At 66.5% G+C, this 16,973-nt stretch carries 18 protein-coding genes, 2 other RNA genes and 1 pseudogene; 6 read left to right on the top strand and 15 right to left on the bottom strand.

The window, feature by feature from the left end; translation table 11 throughout:
• Window positions 1–4: 4 nt before the first annotated feature.
• Window positions 5–571 (top strand): DUF2939 domain-containing protein, encoded by a 567-nt coding sequence (locus ABQU90_RS04500; protein ID WP_323522096.1) that lies wholly within the window; start codon window positions 5–7, stop codon window positions 569–571.
• A 110-nt stretch (window positions 572–681) separates the two neighbouring features.
• Window positions 682–758, top strand: a non-coding RNA gene (locus tag ABQU90_RS04495) — sX9 sRNA.
• A gap of 31 nt (window positions 759–789) precedes the next feature.
• On the opposite strand, the gene ABQU90_RS04490 is transcribed toward ABQU90_RS04495, so the two are convergent.
• The 11 genes and pseudogenes from ABQU90_RS04490 to ABQU90_RS04440 form a co-directional block, all read right to left on the bottom strand.
• Window positions 790–1,533, bottom strand: a complete 744-nt coding sequence (locus ABQU90_RS04490; protein WP_323522095.1) for a spermine/spermidine synthase domain-containing protein — start codon at window positions 1,531–1,533, stop codon at window positions 790–792.
• Complete coding sequence (locus ABQU90_RS04485) at window positions 1,530–2,495, bottom strand: 5'-nucleotidase (RefSeq protein ID WP_115512039.1); 966 nt, start codon at window positions 2,493–2,495, stop codon at window positions 1,530–1,532. Before ABQU90_RS04485 ends, ABQU90_RS04490 begins: the two co-directional genes overlap by 4 nt.
• Window positions 2,496–2,651: 156 nt before the next feature.
• Window positions 2,652–3,428 (bottom strand): NAD kinase, encoded by a 777-nt coding sequence (locus tag ABQU90_RS04480; RefSeq protein WP_115527524.1) that lies wholly within the window; start codon window positions 3,426–3,428, stop codon window positions 2,652–2,654.
• A gap of 157 nt (window positions 3,429–3,585) precedes the next feature.
• Window positions 3,586–5,721, bottom strand: coding sequence for a bifunctional 23S rRNA (guanine(2069)-N(7))-methyltransferase RlmK/23S rRNA (guanine(2445)-N(2))-methyltransferase RlmL (gene rlmKL / locus ABQU90_RS04475; protein ID WP_055844711.1), 2,136 nt, complete (start codon window positions 5,719–5,721; stop codon window positions 3,586–3,588).
• A pseudogene (locus ABQU90_RS04470) lies at window positions 5,718–5,909 on the bottom strand (hypothetical protein). The gene rlmKL and the pseudogene ABQU90_RS04470 overlap by 4 nt, the downstream one beginning before the upstream one ends.
• Window positions 5,888–7,501, bottom strand: coding sequence for an ABC-F family ATP-binding cassette domain-containing protein (locus ABQU90_RS04465; protein ID WP_323522094.1), 1,614 nt, complete (start codon window positions 7,499–7,501; stop codon window positions 5,888–5,890). Before ABQU90_RS04465 ends, ABQU90_RS04470 begins: the two are co-directional and overlap by 22 nt.
• A 255-nt stretch (window positions 7,502–7,756) precedes the next feature.
• A non-coding RNA gene (locus tag ABQU90_RS04460) (sX9 sRNA) lies at window positions 7,757–7,833 on the bottom strand.
• 181 nt (window positions 7,834–8,014) lie between these two features.
• Entirely contained in the window at window positions 8,015–8,974 is a 960-nt protein-coding gene (locus ABQU90_RS04455; RefSeq protein ID WP_323522093.1) for an SAM-dependent methyltransferase, read from the bottom strand.
• Between the two features lie 167 nt (window positions 8,975–9,141).
• The gene (locus ABQU90_RS04450) at window positions 9,142–9,693 is read right to left on the bottom strand and encodes a GNAT family N-acetyltransferase (RefSeq protein ID WP_407078740.1); all 552 of its coding nucleotides are present in this window, start codon (window positions 9,691–9,693) and stop codon (window positions 9,142–9,144) included.
• Window positions 9,693–10,220: an alpha/beta fold hydrolase gene (locus ABQU90_RS04445; protein WP_055844717.1), complete on the bottom strand. Its 528-nt coding sequence runs from the start codon at window positions 10,218–10,220 to the stop codon at window positions 9,693–9,695. The genes ABQU90_RS04450 and ABQU90_RS04445 overlap by 1 nt, the downstream gene beginning before the upstream one ends.
• Window positions 10,217–10,708: an MOSC domain-containing protein gene (locus ABQU90_RS04440; protein ID WP_055844720.1), complete on the bottom strand. Its 492-nt coding sequence runs from the start codon at window positions 10,706–10,708 to the stop codon at window positions 10,217–10,219. The genes ABQU90_RS04445 and ABQU90_RS04440 overlap by 4 nt, the downstream gene beginning before the upstream one ends.
• 23 nt (window positions 10,709–10,731) lie before the next feature.
• Here ABQU90_RS04440 and ABQU90_RS04435 point away from each other — a divergent pair, with 23 nt between their 5' ends.
• On the top strand, window positions 10,732–11,307 hold the full coding sequence (locus ABQU90_RS04435; protein ID WP_055844723.1) for an N-acetylmuramoyl-L-alanine amidase: 576 nt from the start codon (window positions 10,732–10,734) through the stop codon (window positions 11,305–11,307).
• 43 nt (window positions 11,308–11,350) lie between these two features.
• Here ABQU90_RS04435 and ABQU90_RS04430 read toward each other — a convergent pair whose 3' ends face one another.
• The 4 genes from ABQU90_RS04430 to ABQU90_RS04415 form a co-directional block, all read right to left on the bottom strand.
• On the bottom strand, window positions 11,351–12,301 hold the full coding sequence (locus ABQU90_RS04430; RefSeq protein ID WP_323522092.1) for a DUF1684 domain-containing protein: 951 nt from the start codon (window positions 12,299–12,301) through the stop codon (window positions 11,351–11,353).
• Window positions 12,302–12,389: 88 nt separating this feature from the next.
• Window positions 12,390–13,262, bottom strand: coding sequence for a sulfurtransferase (locus ABQU90_RS04425; protein ID WP_323522091.1), 873 nt, complete (start codon window positions 13,260–13,262; stop codon window positions 12,390–12,392).
• Window positions 13,259–14,056, bottom strand: a complete 798-nt coding sequence (locus tag ABQU90_RS04420) for a CoA pyrophosphatase (protein WP_115512045.1) — start codon at window positions 14,054–14,056, stop codon at window positions 13,259–13,261. Before ABQU90_RS04420 ends, ABQU90_RS04425 begins: the two co-directional genes overlap by 4 nt.
• Before the next feature lie 116 nt (window positions 14,057–14,172).
• Window positions 14,173–14,871 carry an FKBP-type peptidyl-prolyl cis-trans isomerase gene (locus tag ABQU90_RS04415; protein ID WP_046964641.1) on the bottom strand — a complete coding sequence of 233 codons (699 nt, stop codon included), beginning with the start codon at window positions 14,869–14,871 and terminating at the stop codon, window positions 14,173–14,175.
• Between the two features lie 164 nt (window positions 14,872–15,035).
• Between ABQU90_RS04415 and ABQU90_RS04410 the strand changes: the two genes are divergently transcribed.
• From ABQU90_RS04410 to nth, 3 genes are read left to right on the top strand one after another with little or no spacing between them, the layout of a single operon-like run.
• Window positions 15,036–15,818, top strand: coding sequence for an enoyl-CoA hydratase/isomerase family protein (locus ABQU90_RS04410; RefSeq protein WP_115561772.1), 783 nt, complete (start codon window positions 15,036–15,038; stop codon window positions 15,816–15,818).
• Window positions 15,819–15,826: 8 nt separating this feature from the next.
• Window positions 15,827–16,198 carry a hypothetical protein gene (locus ABQU90_RS04405; protein WP_055844737.1) on the top strand — a complete coding sequence of 124 codons (372 nt, stop codon included), beginning with the start codon at window positions 15,827–15,829 and terminating at the stop codon, window positions 16,196–16,198.
• Window positions 16,199–16,239: 41 nt separating this feature from the next.
• Window positions 16,240–16,905 carry an endonuclease III gene (gene nth, locus ABQU90_RS04400; RefSeq protein WP_311238739.1) on the top strand — a complete coding sequence of 222 codons (666 nt, stop codon included), beginning with the start codon at window positions 16,240–16,242 and terminating at the stop codon, window positions 16,903–16,905.
• Window positions 16,906–16,973 lie beyond the last annotated feature (68 nt).

Below are 16,973 nucleotides of genomic sequence, written 5' to 3'. Positions count from 1 at the left end.
AACGATGAAAAAGCGCTGGTGGATCGTGCCGCTGCTGGCCGTGGTACTGCTGGCGAGTTATGTGGTGGCGGGGCCGTATCTGGCCATCCGCGGCATCAGTCAGGCCGTTGCCGATCGCGATGCCGCGCAGCTGGAAAGCTACGTGGATTTCCCCAGCCTGCGCGTCAACCTGAAGGCGCAACTGGACGATTATCTGATCCGTCAGGCCGGCAGCAGCATGCAATCGAGCCTGCTCGGCGGCTTTGCGTTGCAACTGGCCAGCGGCATCAGCGGCGCCGGCGTGGATACCTTGGTCACCCCGCTGGGCATCGGTGCCCTGCTGCAAGGCCACAGCGTGTGGAACCGCGTCATCGGCGACACCGTCAGCGCCGATACCTATGCGGCGCCGGCACCGGCGCGCCCGCTGCAAGGCGCGACGCAGCGCTTCGAATCCACCCGCCGCTTCACCGCCACCACGCAGACCGCCAACGGTACACCGGTGACCTTCGTGCTGACCCGCCAGGGCCTGCGCTGGCGATTGACCGATATCCAGTTGCCGTTGCCGACCGCACCGAGCGAGCAAATGCCGTAATCGCGTAGCGTGAAGGCCCAGATGCGGCGATGCACACCTGCGCATCCCTGACGCGGCCAATCAAACGCCTGCGTCGCCGCAGGCGGACGCGGCCGGTGGACGACATTGGTATGCCGCACGCGTGCAATCCGGTTCTGAGCGCGCCGTCCACATCCAGCTGACGGCTGCTCGCGACGTTGCGTTAGCCGCTGTTGGCCGGACCTGCAGGACGCAATGCCTCAGGAAAACCGCCAGGCCCGTTCCTGCCACGCCGCCTGCAAGCGCAGCATCGACGGCCGCAATTGCCGGCGTGCCGACCATGCCAACCCGGCCAGCGCGGCGTCCGGCGTCCCCGGTGTGCGTCGGTTGTTCCAGGCGAACACCACCTGGTTGCGCAGATCCGGTTCGGGCAGCAGCAGCACCAACCCATCGAACAGCTCTCGCAGCTGCGCCAGATGCTCGACCATCGGCACCTGAAAGAGATTCAGCGCCAACACCCCGCCCTCGCGCAAGGCCGCGCGACAATCGGCGTAGAACTGAGGCGTGCACAAAGCCGGCGGAATGCCATCGGCGTCGTAAGCATCCAGCAACAACAGGTCGTAGCGTCCGGCGCGGTTGCCGATCCAGTCGGCGCCATCCCCCAGCGTGATCTCCAGCCGCGCGTCGTCGCGCGGAATGGCGAATGCATCGCGCAACGCCAGCACCTGCGGGTCCGCTTCCACCGCTTCCAGACGCGTGCTGCGCAGGTAGCGATGACAGAACTTCACCTGCGCACCGCCACCCACGCCGATCAGCCCAATGCATTCCGGGCGCGGTTGCAGCCACAGCGCAGCCAGCATGCTGCGCGTATACGGCAACATCAGCCGATGCGGTGCCCAACGCGACATGCGGGTCTGCACCGTGTCGTCGGTGAAGGTCAGTTCCAGCGTGCGCCAGGTCCGCAGTAGCCCAGCACGCGCTGGCGACTGCGGCGACTCGCTCATCGGCTCGGCGGATCGTTGGCCACGCCGTGCGGCACGTGGCCGGCCGCCACATGCTGATGCTGGCGTGCGCTGTCGATGTTGTGCTGCGAGTCGTCGAAGAAGATATCTGCGCCAAACGCTTCCAGAAACGGCCCCTTGTGCCGGCCGCCGAGAAACAGCGCTTCGTCCAGGCGCACGCCCCACTCGCGCAAGGTCCGGATCACCCGCTCATGCGCAGGCGCCGAACGCGCGGTGACCAACGCCGTGCGGATCGGCGACGCTTCGCCCGGCGGGAACGCCGCCTGCAGCGCATGCAACGCCGACAGGAAATTGCGGAACGGCCCAACCGACAGCGGTTCGCGTGCGCGCTCGCGCTCATGGCGCCCGAACGCTTCCACACCCTGCTCGCGCGAGATGCGTTCGCTCTCGTCGCCGAAGATCACCGCGTCGCCGTCGAAGGCGATGCGCAGCTGCGTGGGCAGGCGGCTCTCATCGTTGTCCACGATCGCTGCAGCCGCTTCGGCACGCTCGCCCGGCGCGCGCGGCATGATGGTGGCCGCGGCAATGCCGTGAGTGAGCGCACGCCGTACCGATTCCGGATTGGCCGACAGAAACAGATCGGTACCAAACGGTTTCACGTACGGCCAGGTCGGCTGACCAGACGTGAAAGTCGCGCGCACGATGCCCAGGTTGTAGTGCTGGATCGAATTGAAGATGCGCAACCCGGTATCGGCAGAATTGCGCGACAGCAGAATCACCTCCACGCGCGGGGTTTCTTCGGGCACATCGTGGTTGAGCGCCAACAGCTTGCGCACCACCGGAAACGCGACGCCCGGCTGCAGGATGTCGTCTTCGTGCTCGCGCTGGAACGCCGAATACGCCTCCACCCCGTTCGCCTCGAACAGCGCATGGCCTTCTTCAAGATCGAACAGCGCGCGCGAGGTCACCGCGATGGTCAATAACCTGGGGGAGTTGTCAGCCATTTGGGTGCCGGGAATGGGGAATGGAGAATGGGGAATCGGTAGAAGCATGAACGGGCGAGCGGAATTGCATCGGGCATCCGTGCAGCATCGTAGCGTGTGCGGACACGTTTAAAACGCTCTTGCGGCGCCCTTGCCGTTGCCAATCCCGAATGCCCCTCACACCGCAAACTGTTCGCTGAAGATGCGCTCTTCCAGATTGTGTTCCGGATCGAACAGCAACGTGACGCGGCGCTCGGTGGATTCGCGGATGGTGACTTCCACCACGTCGCGAATCTCGTGCGAGTCGGCGGTGACGCTGACCGGGCGCTTGTACGGGTCGAGCACGCGAAAGCGCACTTCGGTATCGGCCTTGAGGATGGCGCCACGCCAACGGCGCGGGCGGTACGGCGCAATCGGCGTCAGTGCCAGCGTGTGCGAGCCCAGCGGCAGAATCGGCCCGTGCGCCGAATAGTTGTAAGCGGTACTGCCGGCCGGCGTTGCGACCATGACGCCGTCGCCGATCAGTTCGGCGATGCGGGTCTGGCCATTGAGATCCACGCTCAGATGCGCGGCCTGGCGGGTCTGCCGCAACAGCGAGACTTCGTTGTACGCCAGCGAGCCGGCACTGGTGCCGGATTCGGTCTGCACCAGCATTTCCAGCGGCCGCAGATGCGCAGGTTCGGCACGTTGCAGGCGGACCAGCAAGTCGTCTTCGTCGTCGCGGTACTGGTTCATCAAAAACCCGACCGAGCCCAGCTTCATGCCGAACACCGGCTTGTCGGCGGCACCATGGCGATGCAGGGTCTGCAGCATGAAGCCATCCCCACCCAGGGCACAGACGATCTCGGCGGTCTCCAGCGGATGATCGCCGTAACGCTGCACCAGACGCGCCCGCGCGTTCACGGCGGGCTCGGTGTGACTGGCCACAAAGGCAATGCGGGGTGATGCGGTCATCGTTGACTCCAAAGCATGCGAATCAGCATACCGCAGCGCTGTGGTGGGCTTGTTGGCGACGCGCCCTGCCCTCGCACGCGCGGCCGCCGCTGCGCAGTGGCCGCCGCGACGCACGCAGCGGGCGCCACGGCACACCGCCACATCGGCCGGCCTCGGCTCAGGCCGTCAACCGCCAGGCGCGATGGATGCGCGCATGGCGTTCGAAATCCGGGTCGATGGTGCGCGGGCTGATTTCCTCGCATTGCGCGAACTCGGCCACCGCTTCTTCATCCAGCTTGAAACGGCGGAAGTTGTTGGAGAAATACAGCACGCCGCCCGGCGCCAGGCGCGCCACCGCCGCGCGCAGCAAGCGCACATGCTCGCGCTGGATATCGAAATCCTCGGCGCGCGCGGAGTTGGAGAAGGTCGGCGGGTCGCAGAAGATCACGTCGAAGTGCGCGCGCTCGGCTTCCAGCCAGGCTAGCGCATCGGCCTGCACCAGCTTGTGCTTGCTGCCGGCCTGGCCGTTCAAGGCCAGGTTGTCGGCGCACCACTGCAGATAGGTGCCGGACAGATCCACGCTGGTCGTGGCGCTGGCGCCAGCCACCGCCGCCTGCACACTGGCCACGCCGGTGTAGCAGAACAGGTTGAGGAAGCGCCGCCCCTTGGACTGCTGCGCCATGGTGCCGCGCAACGGGCGGTGATCCAGGAACAGACCGGTGTCCAGATAATCGAACAGGTTCACCCGCAGCAGCGCGCCATGCTCGCGCACGTTGACGATTTCGTTGCGCTGCTCGAAGCGGCCGTACTTGCTGCCACCCTTGCCACGCTCGCGCGACTTCAGTGCAACGCGCTCGGCCGGCACCTCGAACACCTCGCGCGCAGCAGCCAACAACTCGCCCAGACGCCGGCGCACATCCGCCTCGGGAATGGTCGCCGGCGCGGCGTATTCCTGCACATGCAGGAAGCTGCGCCGGTCGCCATCGGCTTGCTGATACACGTCGATGGCAGCGGAATATTCCGGCAGGTCGGCATCGTAGACGCGGAAGCACTCGATGCCTTCGCGGGCGCGCCACTTCTTGAACTTCTGCAGGTTCTTGCGCAGGCGGTTGGCCACCATCTGCGCGCCTTCGCTGAGCGCGGTGGGCGCTGCCAACGGGGTACGCCGCGGCACTGCAATCGGGTCGCAGACGATCAACGCGCACTCGATCGCGCCATTGAACAACTGGTATTTCTTGCCCGCGCGCAAGCCGGTGGCGTAGGCCAGCTCGGCATTGCCGCACAGCAGGCTCGCGCGCCACTGCGGCACCACGCGCTGCAAGGTATCGCCAAGCTTGCGATACAAGGCCGCATCGGCGGCCAGACGTTCGTCGTAGGGCGGGTTGCAGACCACCACGCCGGTAGCCTGCGGCGGGGTCTGCAGGTCGCCGACCTCGCGCACGCCGAACCAGATCGCCTCGGCCACACCGGCCACCTGCGCGTTCTCCTTGGCGGCGCGGATCGCATGCGGGTCCATGTCGCTGCCATGGATCACCTGCTTCAGCGCGGCACGGCCGGCGCTGTCGCGTTCGCGCGCTTCGTCGACCAGCTGCTGCCAGACCGCACGGTCGAACCCACGCCAACGGCTGGGCACATCGCTGCCGTAGCGCTGCAGACCCGGCGCGACGTCGGCGGCCATCAAGGCGCCTTCGATCAACAGCGTGCCGCTGCCGCACATCGGGTCCAGCAAGCCGCCGCCATCGGCATATGCGCGCGGCCAGCCGGCGCGCAGCAGGACGGCGGCAGCCAGGTTTTCCTTCAGCGGCGCTTCGTTCTGCGCCATGCGCCAACCGCGCCGGTGCAACGGGCCGCCGCCCAGGTCGATCGAGATGGTGGCGCGGCCCTTGCGCAGCGACAGGTTCAACCGCAGGTCGGGGCTTTCCACATCCACCGACGGGCGTTCCAGCCCCTGCCGGCGCATGGTGTCGACCACCGCATCCTTGATGCGCTGTGCGGCATAGCGCGCGTGCGTGATCGCCGTGCCGGAGACGTGCGCATCCACCGACAAGGTGTGGCCCACCGACAGGTGCTCGTCCCACGGCAACTCGGACACACCGGCATACAGCGCGTCCTCGTCCGGGCAGTCGAACTCGGTGAGCGGCCACAGCACCCGGCTGGCCAGGCGCGACCACATGACGGCGCGCAGCGCGTCGCGCGGTTCACCCTCGACATTGACGCCGGAGATGGTGGCGGTGGCCTTGCTGGCACCGAGCGCAAGCAGCTCGTCGGCAAGCAGGTATTCCAGGCCTTTGGCACAGGATGCGAAGAATTTCACGTAGGCAGGTATCGATAAAGACGCTGGCGCGGCGGCGAGCGTGGGAGCAGGACAGCGGGCCGGCGCCCGGGTGGGCAGTGCCGTGGACGCCGTGGATTGGCCGCAAATGGTCGGCCATCGCGGCCGGCATTACCACCCCCGCCGGCTGCAGGGCCCGCCGCACGGTTCACCAGGGCGCCAGCCGCCACTGCGCCTGCCCGGTATCCAGCCGCTGCTGCAGGCCCAAGCGGTCCAGGAAGGCGGCATCGTGCGAAGCCACCAGCAGCGCGCCGCTGTAGCTGCGCAGCAGCGTCTCGACCGCCTCGACGGCGGCCAGATCCAGATGATTAGTGGGTTCGTCCAGCAACAGCAGCTGCGCCGGCTGGGCCCGATACAGCGCGCAGGCTAGCGCTGCCTTGAGCCGCTGGCCGCCGCTGAGCTGGCCAGTGGGCAGGTCGGCACGCTGGTGGTCTAGCCCCAGCAACGCCAGGCGCAGCCGCTGGGCGTGCTCGGCGGCGGCGGGGTCGGCATCGCACAGCTGCGCGGCAGCCGAGCGCGCCGGGTCGAGCATGCCCAGATCCTGATCCAGATAGGCCACCGGCACATGCACCTCGCACTTGCCCGCCTGTGCCGCCAGGCGCCCGCCCAACAGCTGCAGCAGCGAGGATTTACCGCTGCCGTTCGGGCCGACCAGCCCGATGCGGGGCTGGCCGTGCAGCAGCAGATCTACGCGTCGCCCACCCAGCCGCCCATCCGCCAGCTCCACCTGCTGCAAGGTCGCCAGGCGTTGCGACGCGCCTGCCGTCGTCGCTGGTGCCAGCAACGCAATGGCCGGTGGGGCCTCCACCTGGGCTGCGGCCTGCGTCACCGCCTCCGACAAGCGCGTTTGTTCGGCCTGACGGTGCTGCTGCAGCCGGCCGGCGCTGACCTCGCTGCGCTGCCGCTGGCCCCCGAGCAGGATCGGCGCCTGATTGGCCTGCGCCGCCGCGCGCGCGCCACGCGCCTGGCGTTGCTGCTGGCGCATGTGCTGCTCGCGCAATGCCTGTTCGCCGTGCGCACGTGCCTGTTTGCGCTGCGCAAGCAGCTCGCCGGCCGCCTGCTGCTCGCGTGCGTGCTGTTGCGCGTAGTGGGTGTAGTTGCCGCCATAACTGCGCACCCCGTGCGCGGATAACGCCAGGATGCGCTGCATGCCATCCAGCAGCAGCCGGTCATGACTGATGATCAGCAATCCACCCTTCCAAGCCTGCAACTGCGCCAGCAGCCGCTGTCGCTGCGGGCCGTCCAGATGGTTGCTGGGCTCATCCAGGATCAGCAGGTCCGGCTGCGTCAGCCAGGCGCCGGCAAGCGCCACCCGCATGGCTTCGCCGCCACTGAGATGCGCGGCAGGGCCATGCGGATCGCGGCCCCCCAGCCCTTGCTGCTCGAGCGCTGCAGCGAACTCGGCGTGGGCATTCCAGCGCTCGCCCACCCGCTCGAAATCGGCGGGCGCCACGCTCCCGGCGGCGATCCGGTCCAGCGCGTCCAGCAACGGCGCCGCACCTGCCAGATCGGCGATGCGCTGCCCAGGCATCGCGCTCACGCGCTGCGGCAGGTAATGCACGCTGCCACGGCGTACGCAGCGGCCGCTGCTGGGTGCCAGCTGGCCGGCCAGCAGACGGCCGAGCACACTCTTGCCCACGCCATTGCGACCGACCAGGCCGGTGCGGCGCTGATCGATGTGCAAGGTGAGATCGGAAAACAGCGTGCTGCCATCGGGCAGCACAAACGCGACGCTTTCCAGCGTCAACGACGGACAGGTCATCAGTGCCTCCATTGCATGCCAGGACACGTCGCGTTCCAGACGGAACGGCAACGGGTATGGCCGTCATCACGACGGCGGCATCAATGGCGCATTGGACCAATCCTCGAACGGTGGGTGCAGCACAAGTGTAGGCCGGTCTGCGGCTGCACCGAAACCCCTGAACATCACTGCGCCGAACAATCCGCTCAACGACTGCGAGATATCCGCAGAAAAACGTACGCCTGCACGCTTGTAGTGCGCCCTGCCGCTTGGAGCGGCTAACAAGACATAACGCGCAGTCGTCAGGTGGGTACGGACGGCGCGCTCAGAACCACAGTGCACGCATGGCACTTGCCGCACCGAGCACCGGCCGTGTTCGCCTGGCGGTGAGTACAGTCGTTTTGTTAGCTGCTCTTCGCCGACGCGCGTGCCTGGCGTTATCGGTATACGCAATCGCGCGCCAACGCAGCGGACACTCGCAGGCAACGCACCGACACTCCATGCCGCGAGAGAGTCGCTGCGTCGTCGTTACCCTCAGGCATGCATCGGCTTTTGCGCGATCACAGTGGGAAAAATGCTGGCGCGATCGTCGATGAAACGCACGCTTGCAAAGCCGGCACTCTCCAGCTGTGCGCGCGTTTGCGCATGGGTGCGAAACGATGCCCAGCGCGCCTGGACGATATCGATGAAGACCTGGCTCTGCAGCACCAGCGATGCCTGGTCGATCAGCGCCAGCTTCCACGTGGATTCCGCACACAGGCTGGGCGGAGGCGTCAGGAAACTCGCCACCAACGTGCCGCCCGGCCGCAGCCTGTGGAAGAACGCGCGATAGAGCGCGACCACGCGCGCATCGTCCGGCTCATAGAGATTAAGGCCGTTGCTGGTCACCACGTCCGCACTGTCTGCATCGCCCTGCGCCCAGGCATCTTCCAGCCGCAGCGACAGCTGCTGCTCCAGCCCGTAGCGACGTGCCAGCTGCAGCGCACCGTCCAGCGCTTGCGGGTCCAGATCGATCCCGATCAAGCGCACATCCGGGCACTGCCGGTAATCCAGGCTCAACACATCGCCCATCCATCCGCACGGCACCGACGCGATCGTCATGCCGGGCCGCAACAAGGCCTGCAATTGCGCACGGAAGATGCCGAACCGCTCGCGGGTTGCGAGCACGGCCGGCGTCTTCTCGAAAATTTCGTACTCCAGTGCCGGCGTGGTGTTTTGCGGCAGGGTCCCCGCCTCGTAGGTGACCAACCGATGCGTCCACTCGGCATTGAGCCCACGATTGCGCAGCAGGAACCGCCCCAGCTCCATCGCCCACAGCGCATCGACCAGTTGCAGCAAACGCTCCACTTCGGCAGCAGAACGGCTGGCGTCCTGCCGCAGTCGCGACCTGATCGATGCCAGCAAGGTCGCATCATCCTGCAAGGTATCGCCCGCATGCGAAATCAGGCCGGCACGCGGTTCACTGGGCGGCATCGGTCGCACGTCACGTTGCATCTTTTTTCACCTTGGCAAGCGTCAATCGCTGTTGCCGACCATGGTGACGAACGCGGCAATGCGCTGCGGCCGAAAGCGCGATGCAGGGTGCCGGTGAGCGAACGGGCGCCACCTGTGCGCAGGATCACAACTGCATCCGTTCACGCATGTGCAGCGCTGCGCGCGACTCAGCCCAGACCGAATGCCGGGTGATAGGCCACATCGGCCAGTGGCAACAGCCGGTCGCCGAACGCCAACGCCTGCAATTCCGATACCGGTGCATCGGGCACGCTCAGCCCCGGCTCGACGGCGAACCCAAACCGCCGGAAAAAACCGGGTTCGCCAAAGGCAACGCATCCCGCCGCGCCGCGTTCGCGCAAGGTCGCCAGGGCTGCGTGCACCAGACGGCTACCCAGGCCCTGGCGTTGGTGGCCCGGGCCCACCGCCAACGGCCCCAGTGCAAACCAGCCCGACGAGCCGTCGGACAAGCTCACCGGCGACACTGCCAGATGGCCGACCACGTAACCGTCGTGGTCGGCGACCAATGACAGTGCCAGCGCATCGTCATGACGCAGCGCGGCGATCACATGCTGTTCGTCATGACGGCTGTGCTCGGCGCGCATGAACGCCACCATGGTCAATATCTCGATGGCGGCTGCGTCGCCATCGCTGGCCTCGCGAATCAGCACCGCCGTCGCCGGCTCGGCCGGTGTGGGCGGCATGTCGTCAGCCTCGTGCATCACAGGCGCTGCAACAGTTCGGCGAACGCGTTCGCTGCCGTGTCCACATGCGCGGCGAGATCGTGCTCATCGTCGACCAGCAACAGCCGCGCCCGACGTGCCTGCGCCCAGGCGATCACATCGGCGGCAGGGATCAGCGCATCGCGCCAGGCATGCACCACCGAGATCGGCACCGGCGCAGCATCCAGCGCCGGCAGCGGGCCCATCGTGGTTGGCGGCACCATCAAAAACAGCCCACGCGTCGGCACCTGCAGCGACACTTGCGCCGCGATATAGGCGCCCAGACTGGAGCCGACCAGTACCAGCGGCCCCTTGCCTGCAGCGTCGCGCGCGATCTGCAGCAATCGCTGCAGGCGTCCGCGCACGTCGCCGAGCGGGCTGACATCGCGCTGCGCATCAAGATCGGTGAAATCCGGGCGTTCATGGGTCCACCCCAGGCGATCGGCAACCTCGGCCAAGGCGCTGACCTTGCGCGCCGCAGGGCCGCTTTCGAACCCATGCGCCAGAATGCAATGGCCGCGGCTCATAGCGCCTGCACCGTATCGCCAATACGCAGCACGCCGCCGCGCAGGACACGCGCGCACAGCCCACCGTGTCCACGCATCGCGTTGTAGCCGCCCGCGCCCAGCGCGTCTTCCATGCGCGAACACGGGTCGCACGGGTCGGTGCCTTCCAGCTCGACATCGCCAATGCGGAAGCGCCGCCCTTTCAACGCGATCAGCGGAATGCCGGCGATCACCAGATTGCGTCGCAGCGTGGCCGGCGCGATCGTCGCATGCCCTGCCAGCGCCGCGATCACCGGCAGATGCTCGGCCTGGATCAAGGTGATCCCACGCTTGCCGCTGCCGCCCTTGTAGCGATCGCCCACCAGCCCGATGCCGGTGGTGGCCTGCGCGGCGTCCACCTCCAGCATCTCCACATCACGCGCCGGACGCACGCCGATCCAGGTCACCTGACCGGTCTGCGGCAGCGTCGCCATCAATTTGCCCAAAGGGCTGTCGGGATTCAAAGCCATCGGCGAATGCTAGCATTCGCTTCATGTCCGATGCCGTCCTGCCGTCGCCACCGATCACCTACGCGCCGTTGTCTTACGAATCGCGACTGGCACGCCGCCGGCTCGAGCACATCGACATGGTGGTCATCCACTGCACCGAATTGCCCGACATGGCCATGGCGCGCGACTACGGCGAGCGCGTGCTCTACGACAGCGGCACCGGCAACAGCGGGCATTACTACATCGATCGCAACGGCAGCATCCAGCAGTACGTGGCGCTGGACCGCGTCGCGCATCACGTGCGCGGCCACAATCCGCATACCTTGGGCATCGAGCTGGTCAACAGCGGCCGCTATCCGCACTGGCTCGACTCGCGCCATCAAGCGATGCGCGAAGCGTATCCGGACGTGCAGATCGCCACGCTAATCACCTTGCTGCAATGGCTGCAGCAGCAGCTGCCATCGGTGCGCCGCATCGCCGGTCATCAGGAACTGGACACCACCCAGGAAGCGGCCAGCGACGATCCGGCACGCAAGATCCAGCGCAAACTCGACCCCGGCCCGTTGTTTCCATGGCCCCGTATCGAAGCGGCGGTTGGCTGGGCGCATGCATTGCGTTGAGCGCACCGGGCACGCGTAGGCACCACATGCGCGATCCGCGCTATCAAGGATCCACGGCGCGATAGGTTTTTTCGCCCGCATTCACCGCCACCGCCAGCCGGTTTTCCGGCGGCGCGATCGGGCAGACCACATGCGGGGTGAACGCGCAGGGCGGATTTTCGGCGAGATTGAAATCGAGTAGCACACGGCCATCTCGCGGCATCGCGGTGAACAGATAGCGCGCGCCGCCATAACTTTCCTTGCCACTGGTGCGATCGGTGAACAGAAAAAACAGACCGCTGCCATCGTCCTGCGCGAGCGGCTGCAGATGGTATTCCTGCCCGCCGCGCGTAAACACCGCCTCGCCCGGAACCTCCGCCGTCAATGGCGTGCCGATCGAGGTCAGCAAGGTCACCGACCGTGGCGTGGCATACGGCTGCCAGCGTGCATCGACCCGCCATTGCGGGTCGATCGGAAAATACTCGAAGCCCTGAAATGCGGTCAACGCCGGCGCTGCCGGGTCACGAAAACGCCAGCCAAACAACGTGCCGGTCTGCACCAGATAGAACTGCCGGTTGTCCACATCGAGCCGGTCGCCACGCCGCTCAGCCCGCTCCGGCTCCAGGCTGACGTCATCGACAGCCTGTCCGTTCAAGCTCACCGCCGCACCGGCAGCCGCCTTGAAGCGCACGTGGCCCTCGGCATCCAGGCTGAGCTGGCCCAGCTGTGCAGGGCCGGCAGGCAACACGACATCGCTGTGCGGATCGCTGCCGACCTGATACCGACCTGCACGCACGCGACCGGAGGCGGTATAGCTCAGCCAGCCATCGGGCGCGCGCACGTGTGCCAGCCGTTGCGCGCGAACACGTTCCAGCGCGACCTGATACACCTGCTGCTCATCGGCATTCGAACGATTGGCGGCGCGCACAGCGCCGGCACCGCCAGACTCAGCCGAACACGCAACCATCGCCATCACCGCGACGCACAAGGCGCCCACCTGCAACTGCAACCGCATGCATCCACCCACCACTGCAAGAAACTGCGCTCCGCGCAGTGAGCCTGCGTCCCCACAGACCACCCTTCCTGCGGCTATTGTGCATGCATCAGGCAGCAGTCGCGACCGGACGCGACGGATCCTGCAACCAGCCGCTCCAGGAACCGGCATAGACGCGCGCGCCGGACAGACCGGCCACTTCCAACGCCAACAGCAGATGGCAGGCCGTCACGCCCGATCCGCACATCACCACGGCCTGCTCGGGCCGATACGTGCCCAGCAATGCAGATAGCTCGGCACGCAATTCATCGGCCGGCTTGAAGCGGCCATCGCGGAGGCTCAGACCCAGCGGACGGTTCAACGCACCCGGCACATGCCCGGCGATCGGATCGATCGGCTCCACCTCACCGCGAAACCGCTCGCCTGCGCGCGCATCCAGCAGCCAACCCGGGGCCTGCTCCAGCCGCGCCAGGATCTGTTCGGCGTCCACCACAGCATCGGTGTCGAAACTGCCGGGATACGCGGCGCCATCGCGCACTGCCGGCAGCTCGGTGGTCTCGGCCAAGCCAGCGGCGCGCCACGCGGCCAGGCCGCCATCCAGCACCGCCACGCGGCGATGCCCCATCAGCCGCAGCATCCACCACGCGCGTGCGGCGGCCATGCTGCCATCGCCCGCGTCGTAGACCACCACCTGGCTCTGCGGATCGATGCCCCACGCGCCCAGGCGCCTGGCAAAGTCGGCGCTCTGCGGCAACGGATGCCGCCCTTGATCGGCACGCGACAGGTCGGCCAGGTCATGATCGAGATCGACGTGATGCGCGCCGGGCAGATGTCCCTGCGCGTATGCCTTGCGTGCCGCCTGCGGATCAGGTGCGGTTGGTGGCGTGGCACGCGCATCCAGCAGCCGCAGCTGTGGGTGCGGCAATGCCGCCACCAGGGTGGCGCTATCGACCAGCGTGGTCCAGTTCGGATCGGCACTCATGCAACCTGCTCCAGGCGACGACGAAGATTGAGGAGAATGGCCGCAGTGGCGCCCCAGATGCGCTGCCCTGGCCAATCGTATTCGAGCACGCGACGCTGGCGGCCGCGAAATTCCAGCTCCACGCTGCGCAGATTGTCCGGGTCCATCAGATAGGCCAGCGGCACTTCGAAGACCTCGGCCACCTCTTCCGGCTGCGGCACCGCCACGAACGCGGGGTCGATCACCGCCACCACTGGCGTGACCCGAAACCCGCTCACGGTTAAAAACGGATCCAGATATCCCAGCGCGTGCACCTGCTGCGCACCCAGCGCAATCTCCTCGCAGCTCTCGCGCAAGGCCGCCGCTGCCGCATCGGCATCGGCAGGCTCCATCCGCCCGCCCGGGAAGCTGACCTGCCCGGCATGGTGGCGCAGGCTATCGGTGCGCCGGGTCAGCAGCACCATCGTGCCCTGCTCGCGCGGCACCAGGCCGCATAGCACCGCCGCTTCGGCGGACGCACCGCCCTCGCTCAGATCGATCAGTTCGGCATGGTTCCAGCCCGGCCCGTCGGGTGCGGTGTCCAGCGAGTACAGCGCCCGGCGCAACTGCGCGTATTCGGGCAGCGCCGCCATAAGCCCACGAGCAGGCAACACGGTATGCAACAACTCCTGGCGTTCGGCGTCACTCATGCTCATCCAGCGTGCAATTTCATCCAGGCTGCGCAGGCAGCCGACACAGTGCGACTGCGCGTCCAACGAACATACACCGATACACGGGCTGGGCAGATCCCCGCAATTGGAATCGGTGTCGCTCATCGCGCGTTTCCGCAGCCGCGGCGTGGGTGTTTCATCGCTCTCTTCAGCAAGGTTGGGACGCCAAAACGACAACGCCGGCCTGGTGGCCGGCGTTGTCAGTGCAACAGCAAACGCAATTACTTGACGCTGACCAGCTTGATCTCGAACTGCACGGCCACGTTCGGCGGGAACGGCGTACGCGGGTCGGCGCCATAGGCCTGATCCGACGGCAACGTCACTTCCCACTTGGAGCCGGCCGGCATCTGCAGCAGGGTCTCGCGCATGGCCTTCATTTCGACTTCGCTGACCTTGATGGCCGGGATCTGCTGCGCCGGACGCGCCTTCTCACGGTCGCCGAAGGGGAACGGACCGGCCACTTCCAGCTGCACAGTGCTGGCCTGGGTCGGCTTGGCGCCCTTGCCCGCTTCGATCACGCGGTACTGCACGCCGCTCGGCAGGGTCTGCACGCCAGCGGTGCCCTTGTTCTTGGCCAGGAACTGCTCGCTCTTGGTCTTGTTGGCAGCAGCGGCCTTGTCGTACTCGGCCTTGGCCTGCTGGGCACGGCCCTGCTCACGCTTCTGGAACGCTTCGACCGCCGGCTTCAGCTGGTCGGCGGTGATCGCCGGCTGCTTCTTGGCATAGGCGTCCTGCAGACCCTTTACCACCGCGTTGATGTCGAGCTGCTCGCCGCGACCGGTGAGCTCGGCAAGGTTATTGCCATAGTCGTAACCGAAGTAATAGCTCAACTTGCCCTTTTCGGACGTTGTGTCCTGGGCCAGTGCATTGCCCGTCAGGGCCAGGGCCGCCACAGCGACCGCGATAGAACGCAACTTCATCAAACAATTCTCCAGGGTGGTGGCACAGGACGGGTCTGCCGCCTGAGATGACGCGCTAGGATAGCGGCCGCGATACCGAACCGCTACTTATCACGAAAGCTATGACCAGCAAGGCTTTCGGAAGTTCCGTATTTACTATTTTTTTACGTTCGCAAAGGTTTGCCATGTCCAATGACGTCATTCTGATCGCCGATCACGCCAGTGTCCGGACCATTACGGTCAATCGGCCGGACAAACTGAACGCATTGAACCGCGACACCATGCTGGCGCTGGACCAGGCGTTCGTGGACGCGGCAAGCGCCGACGACGTGCGCGTGGTGGTCCTCACTGGCGCCGGGCCCAAATCCTTCGTGGCCGGCGCGGACATCGCCGAAATGAGCGCGTTGTCGGCGATGGACGGCCGCGAATTTTCGCTGGTCGGGCAGCGCTTGATGCGCCGGATCGAACGCATGCCCAAGCCGGTGATCGGCATGATCAACGGATTTGCACTCGGCGGCGGGCTGGAGCTGGCAATGGCCTGCCATCTGCGCATCGCCGCATCCACCGCACGGCTGGGGCAGCCAGAAATCAATCTCGGCCTGATACCCGGCTTCGGCGGCACCCAGCGCCTGTTGCGCCTGACCGGCCGTGCCGCGGCACTGGAACTGTGCCTGCTCGGCATGCCGATCGATGCAGCGCGCGCACTGCAACTGGGCCTGGTCAATCGCGTGGTCGAGCCCGATGCCTTGCAGGAAGAAACCCAGACCCTGGCCCAACGCCTGGCGAGCGCAGCGCCGCTGGCATTGCGCGGCATTCTGGATGCGGTCGTGTTCGGCGGCGAATGCGGCATCGAAGAAGGCCTGCAGCTGGAAACCGCACAATTTGCGCTGCTGTTCGCCAGCGAGGACATGCGCGAAGGCACCCGCGCGTTCCTCGACAAGCGCCCCGCACAGTTTCACAACCGCTGAGCACCGTGATGCCGCACGCCACCCTACCGGCACCGCGCGCACTGGCCATGCGCTTGTTCGACTGCGTGCAAGCAGACGATCTCGATCGCGCACTGCAACTGGGCCTGATGGACTACCGGCCGGCCCCGCACCTCGATGCAGCGGATGCGCCGGTCGTTGCAGCCCTGCTCGCCGCACAACAGCGCCTGCGCGCTGCGTGGGCGGCGCGCGAACGCTATCGCGCACGTGCGGCTCGGCTGCAACGCCGCGCCGCCGAACGTGACGCGCGGCGTACGCCCGCACCTGCACCCAGCCAGCCGGCAGCGGCCGCGTTGCCGCCGTTGGCCGCGGCGATCCTGGCGCGTGCCAAAGCCAAGGCAGCGGGAGGAACGCCGTCTTGAACGCTGCACGCCCTGCACCGCCAGCGCGCCGCAGCAGCGGCATGCGCAAGCCTGAAATACAGGAAATGTTCGAGCGTCTGCGCGAACTCAATCCACACCCGACCACCGAACTGGAATACACCACGCCATTCGAGCTGTTGATCGCGGTATTGCTGTCCGCGCAAGCCACCGATGTCGGCGTCAACAAGGCCACCCGTAAGTTGTATCCGGTCGCCAATACCCCGCGCGACATTCTCGATCTTGGCGAAGAAGGACTGAAGCGCTACATCGCCACCATCGGCCTATTCAACGCCAAGGCCAAGAACGTCATCGCCACCTGCCGCATTCTGCTCGAGCAATACGGCGGCGAGGTGCCGCACGATCGTGCAGCACTGGAAGCCTTACCCGGCGTCGGCCGCAAGACCGCCAATGTGGTGCTCAATACCGCATTCGGCGAACCGACGATGGCCGTGGACACGCATATCTTTCGCGTCTCCAACCGCACTGGCCTTGCACCGGGCAAGGACGTGCGCGCGGTCGAAGACAAACTGGTCAAGGTCATCCCTGCAGAATTCCTGCATGACGCACACCACTGGCTGATTTTGCATGGACGCTACGTCTGCAAGGCCCGCAAACCCGATTGTCCGGGCTGCGTGATCCATGACCTGTGCCGCTACCGCGACAAGACCCCGGCGGCAGCCGAACGGCCGGCAGCGCCGAAGCGTTGACCGGGCCTAGCGGCAGCTAAAGAAACAACTGCGCTCACCGCCCGGCGGGCGCGGCCGCTGCTCGGTGC

Origin of the sequence: Xanthomonas sp. WHRI 10207, assembly GCF_040202975.1 — a bacterium.
Lineage (GTDB): Bacteria > Pseudomonadota > Gammaproteobacteria > Xanthomonadales > Xanthomonadaceae > Xanthomonas.
The sequence above is the reverse complement of the archived record's forward strand: the minus strand, read 5'-3'. Positions and strand labels throughout refer to the sequence as shown.

Coding starts and splice junctions, on each gene's coding strand:
- ABQU90_RS04500 (WP_323522096.1), top strand. CDS start 5: ATGAAAAAGCGCTGGTGGATCGTGCCGCTGCTGGCCGTGGTACTGCTG.
- ABQU90_RS04490 (WP_323522095.1), bottom strand. CDS start 1,533: ATGAGCGAGTCGCCGCAGTCGCCAGCGCGTGCTGGGCTACTGCGGACC.
- ABQU90_RS04485 (WP_115512039.1), bottom strand. CDS start 2,495: ATGGCTGACAACTCCCCCAGGTTATTGACCATCGCGGTGACCTCGCGC.
- ABQU90_RS04480 (WP_115527524.1), bottom strand. CDS start 3,428: ATGACCGCATCACCCCGCATTGCCTTTGTGGCCAGTCACACCGAGCCC.
- ABQU90_RS04465 (WP_323522094.1), bottom strand. CDS start 7,501: ATGACCTGTCCGTCGTTGACGCTGGAAAGCGTCGCGTTTGTGCTGCCC.
- ABQU90_RS04455 (WP_323522093.1), bottom strand. CDS start 8,974: ATGCAACGTGACGTGCGACCGATGCCGCCCAGTGAACCGCGTGCCGGC.
- ABQU90_RS04450 (WP_407078740.1), bottom strand. CDS start 9,693: ATGCACGAGGCTGACGACATGCCGCCCACACCGGCCGAGCCGGCGACG.
- ABQU90_RS04445 (WP_055844717.1), bottom strand. CDS start 10,220: ATGAGCCGCGGCCATTGCATTCTGGCGCATGGGTTCGAAAGCGGCCCT.
- ABQU90_RS04440 (WP_055844720.1), bottom strand. CDS start 10,708: ATGGCTTTGAATCCCGACAGCCCTTTGGGCAAATTGATGGCGACGCTG.
- ABQU90_RS04435 (WP_055844723.1), top strand. CDS start 10,732: ATGTCCGATGCCGTCCTGCCGTCGCCACCGATCACCTACGCGCCGTTG.
- ABQU90_RS04430 (WP_323522092.1), bottom strand. CDS start 12,301: ATGCGGTTGCAGTTGCAGGTGGGCGCCTTGTGCGTCGCGGTGATGGCG.
- ABQU90_RS04425 (WP_323522091.1), bottom strand. CDS start 13,262: ATGAGTGCCGATCCGAACTGGACCACGCTGGTCGATAGCGCCACCCTG.
- ABQU90_RS04420 (WP_115512045.1), bottom strand. CDS start 14,056: ATGAGCGACACCGATTCCAATTGCGGGGATCTGCCCAGCCCGTGTATC.
- ABQU90_RS04415 (WP_046964641.1), bottom strand. CDS start 14,871: ATGAAGTTGCGTTCTATCGCGGTCGCTGTGGCGGCCCTGGCCCTGACG.
- ABQU90_RS04410 (WP_115561772.1), top strand. CDS start 15,036: ATGTCCAATGACGTCATTCTGATCGCCGATCACGCCAGTGTCCGGACC.
- ABQU90_RS04405 (WP_055844737.1), top strand. CDS start 15,827: ATGCCGCACGCCACCCTACCGGCACCGCGCGCACTGGCCATGCGCTTG.
- nth (WP_311238739.1), top strand. CDS start 16,240: ATGCGCAAGCCTGAAATACAGGAAATGTTCGAGCGTCTGCGCGAACTC.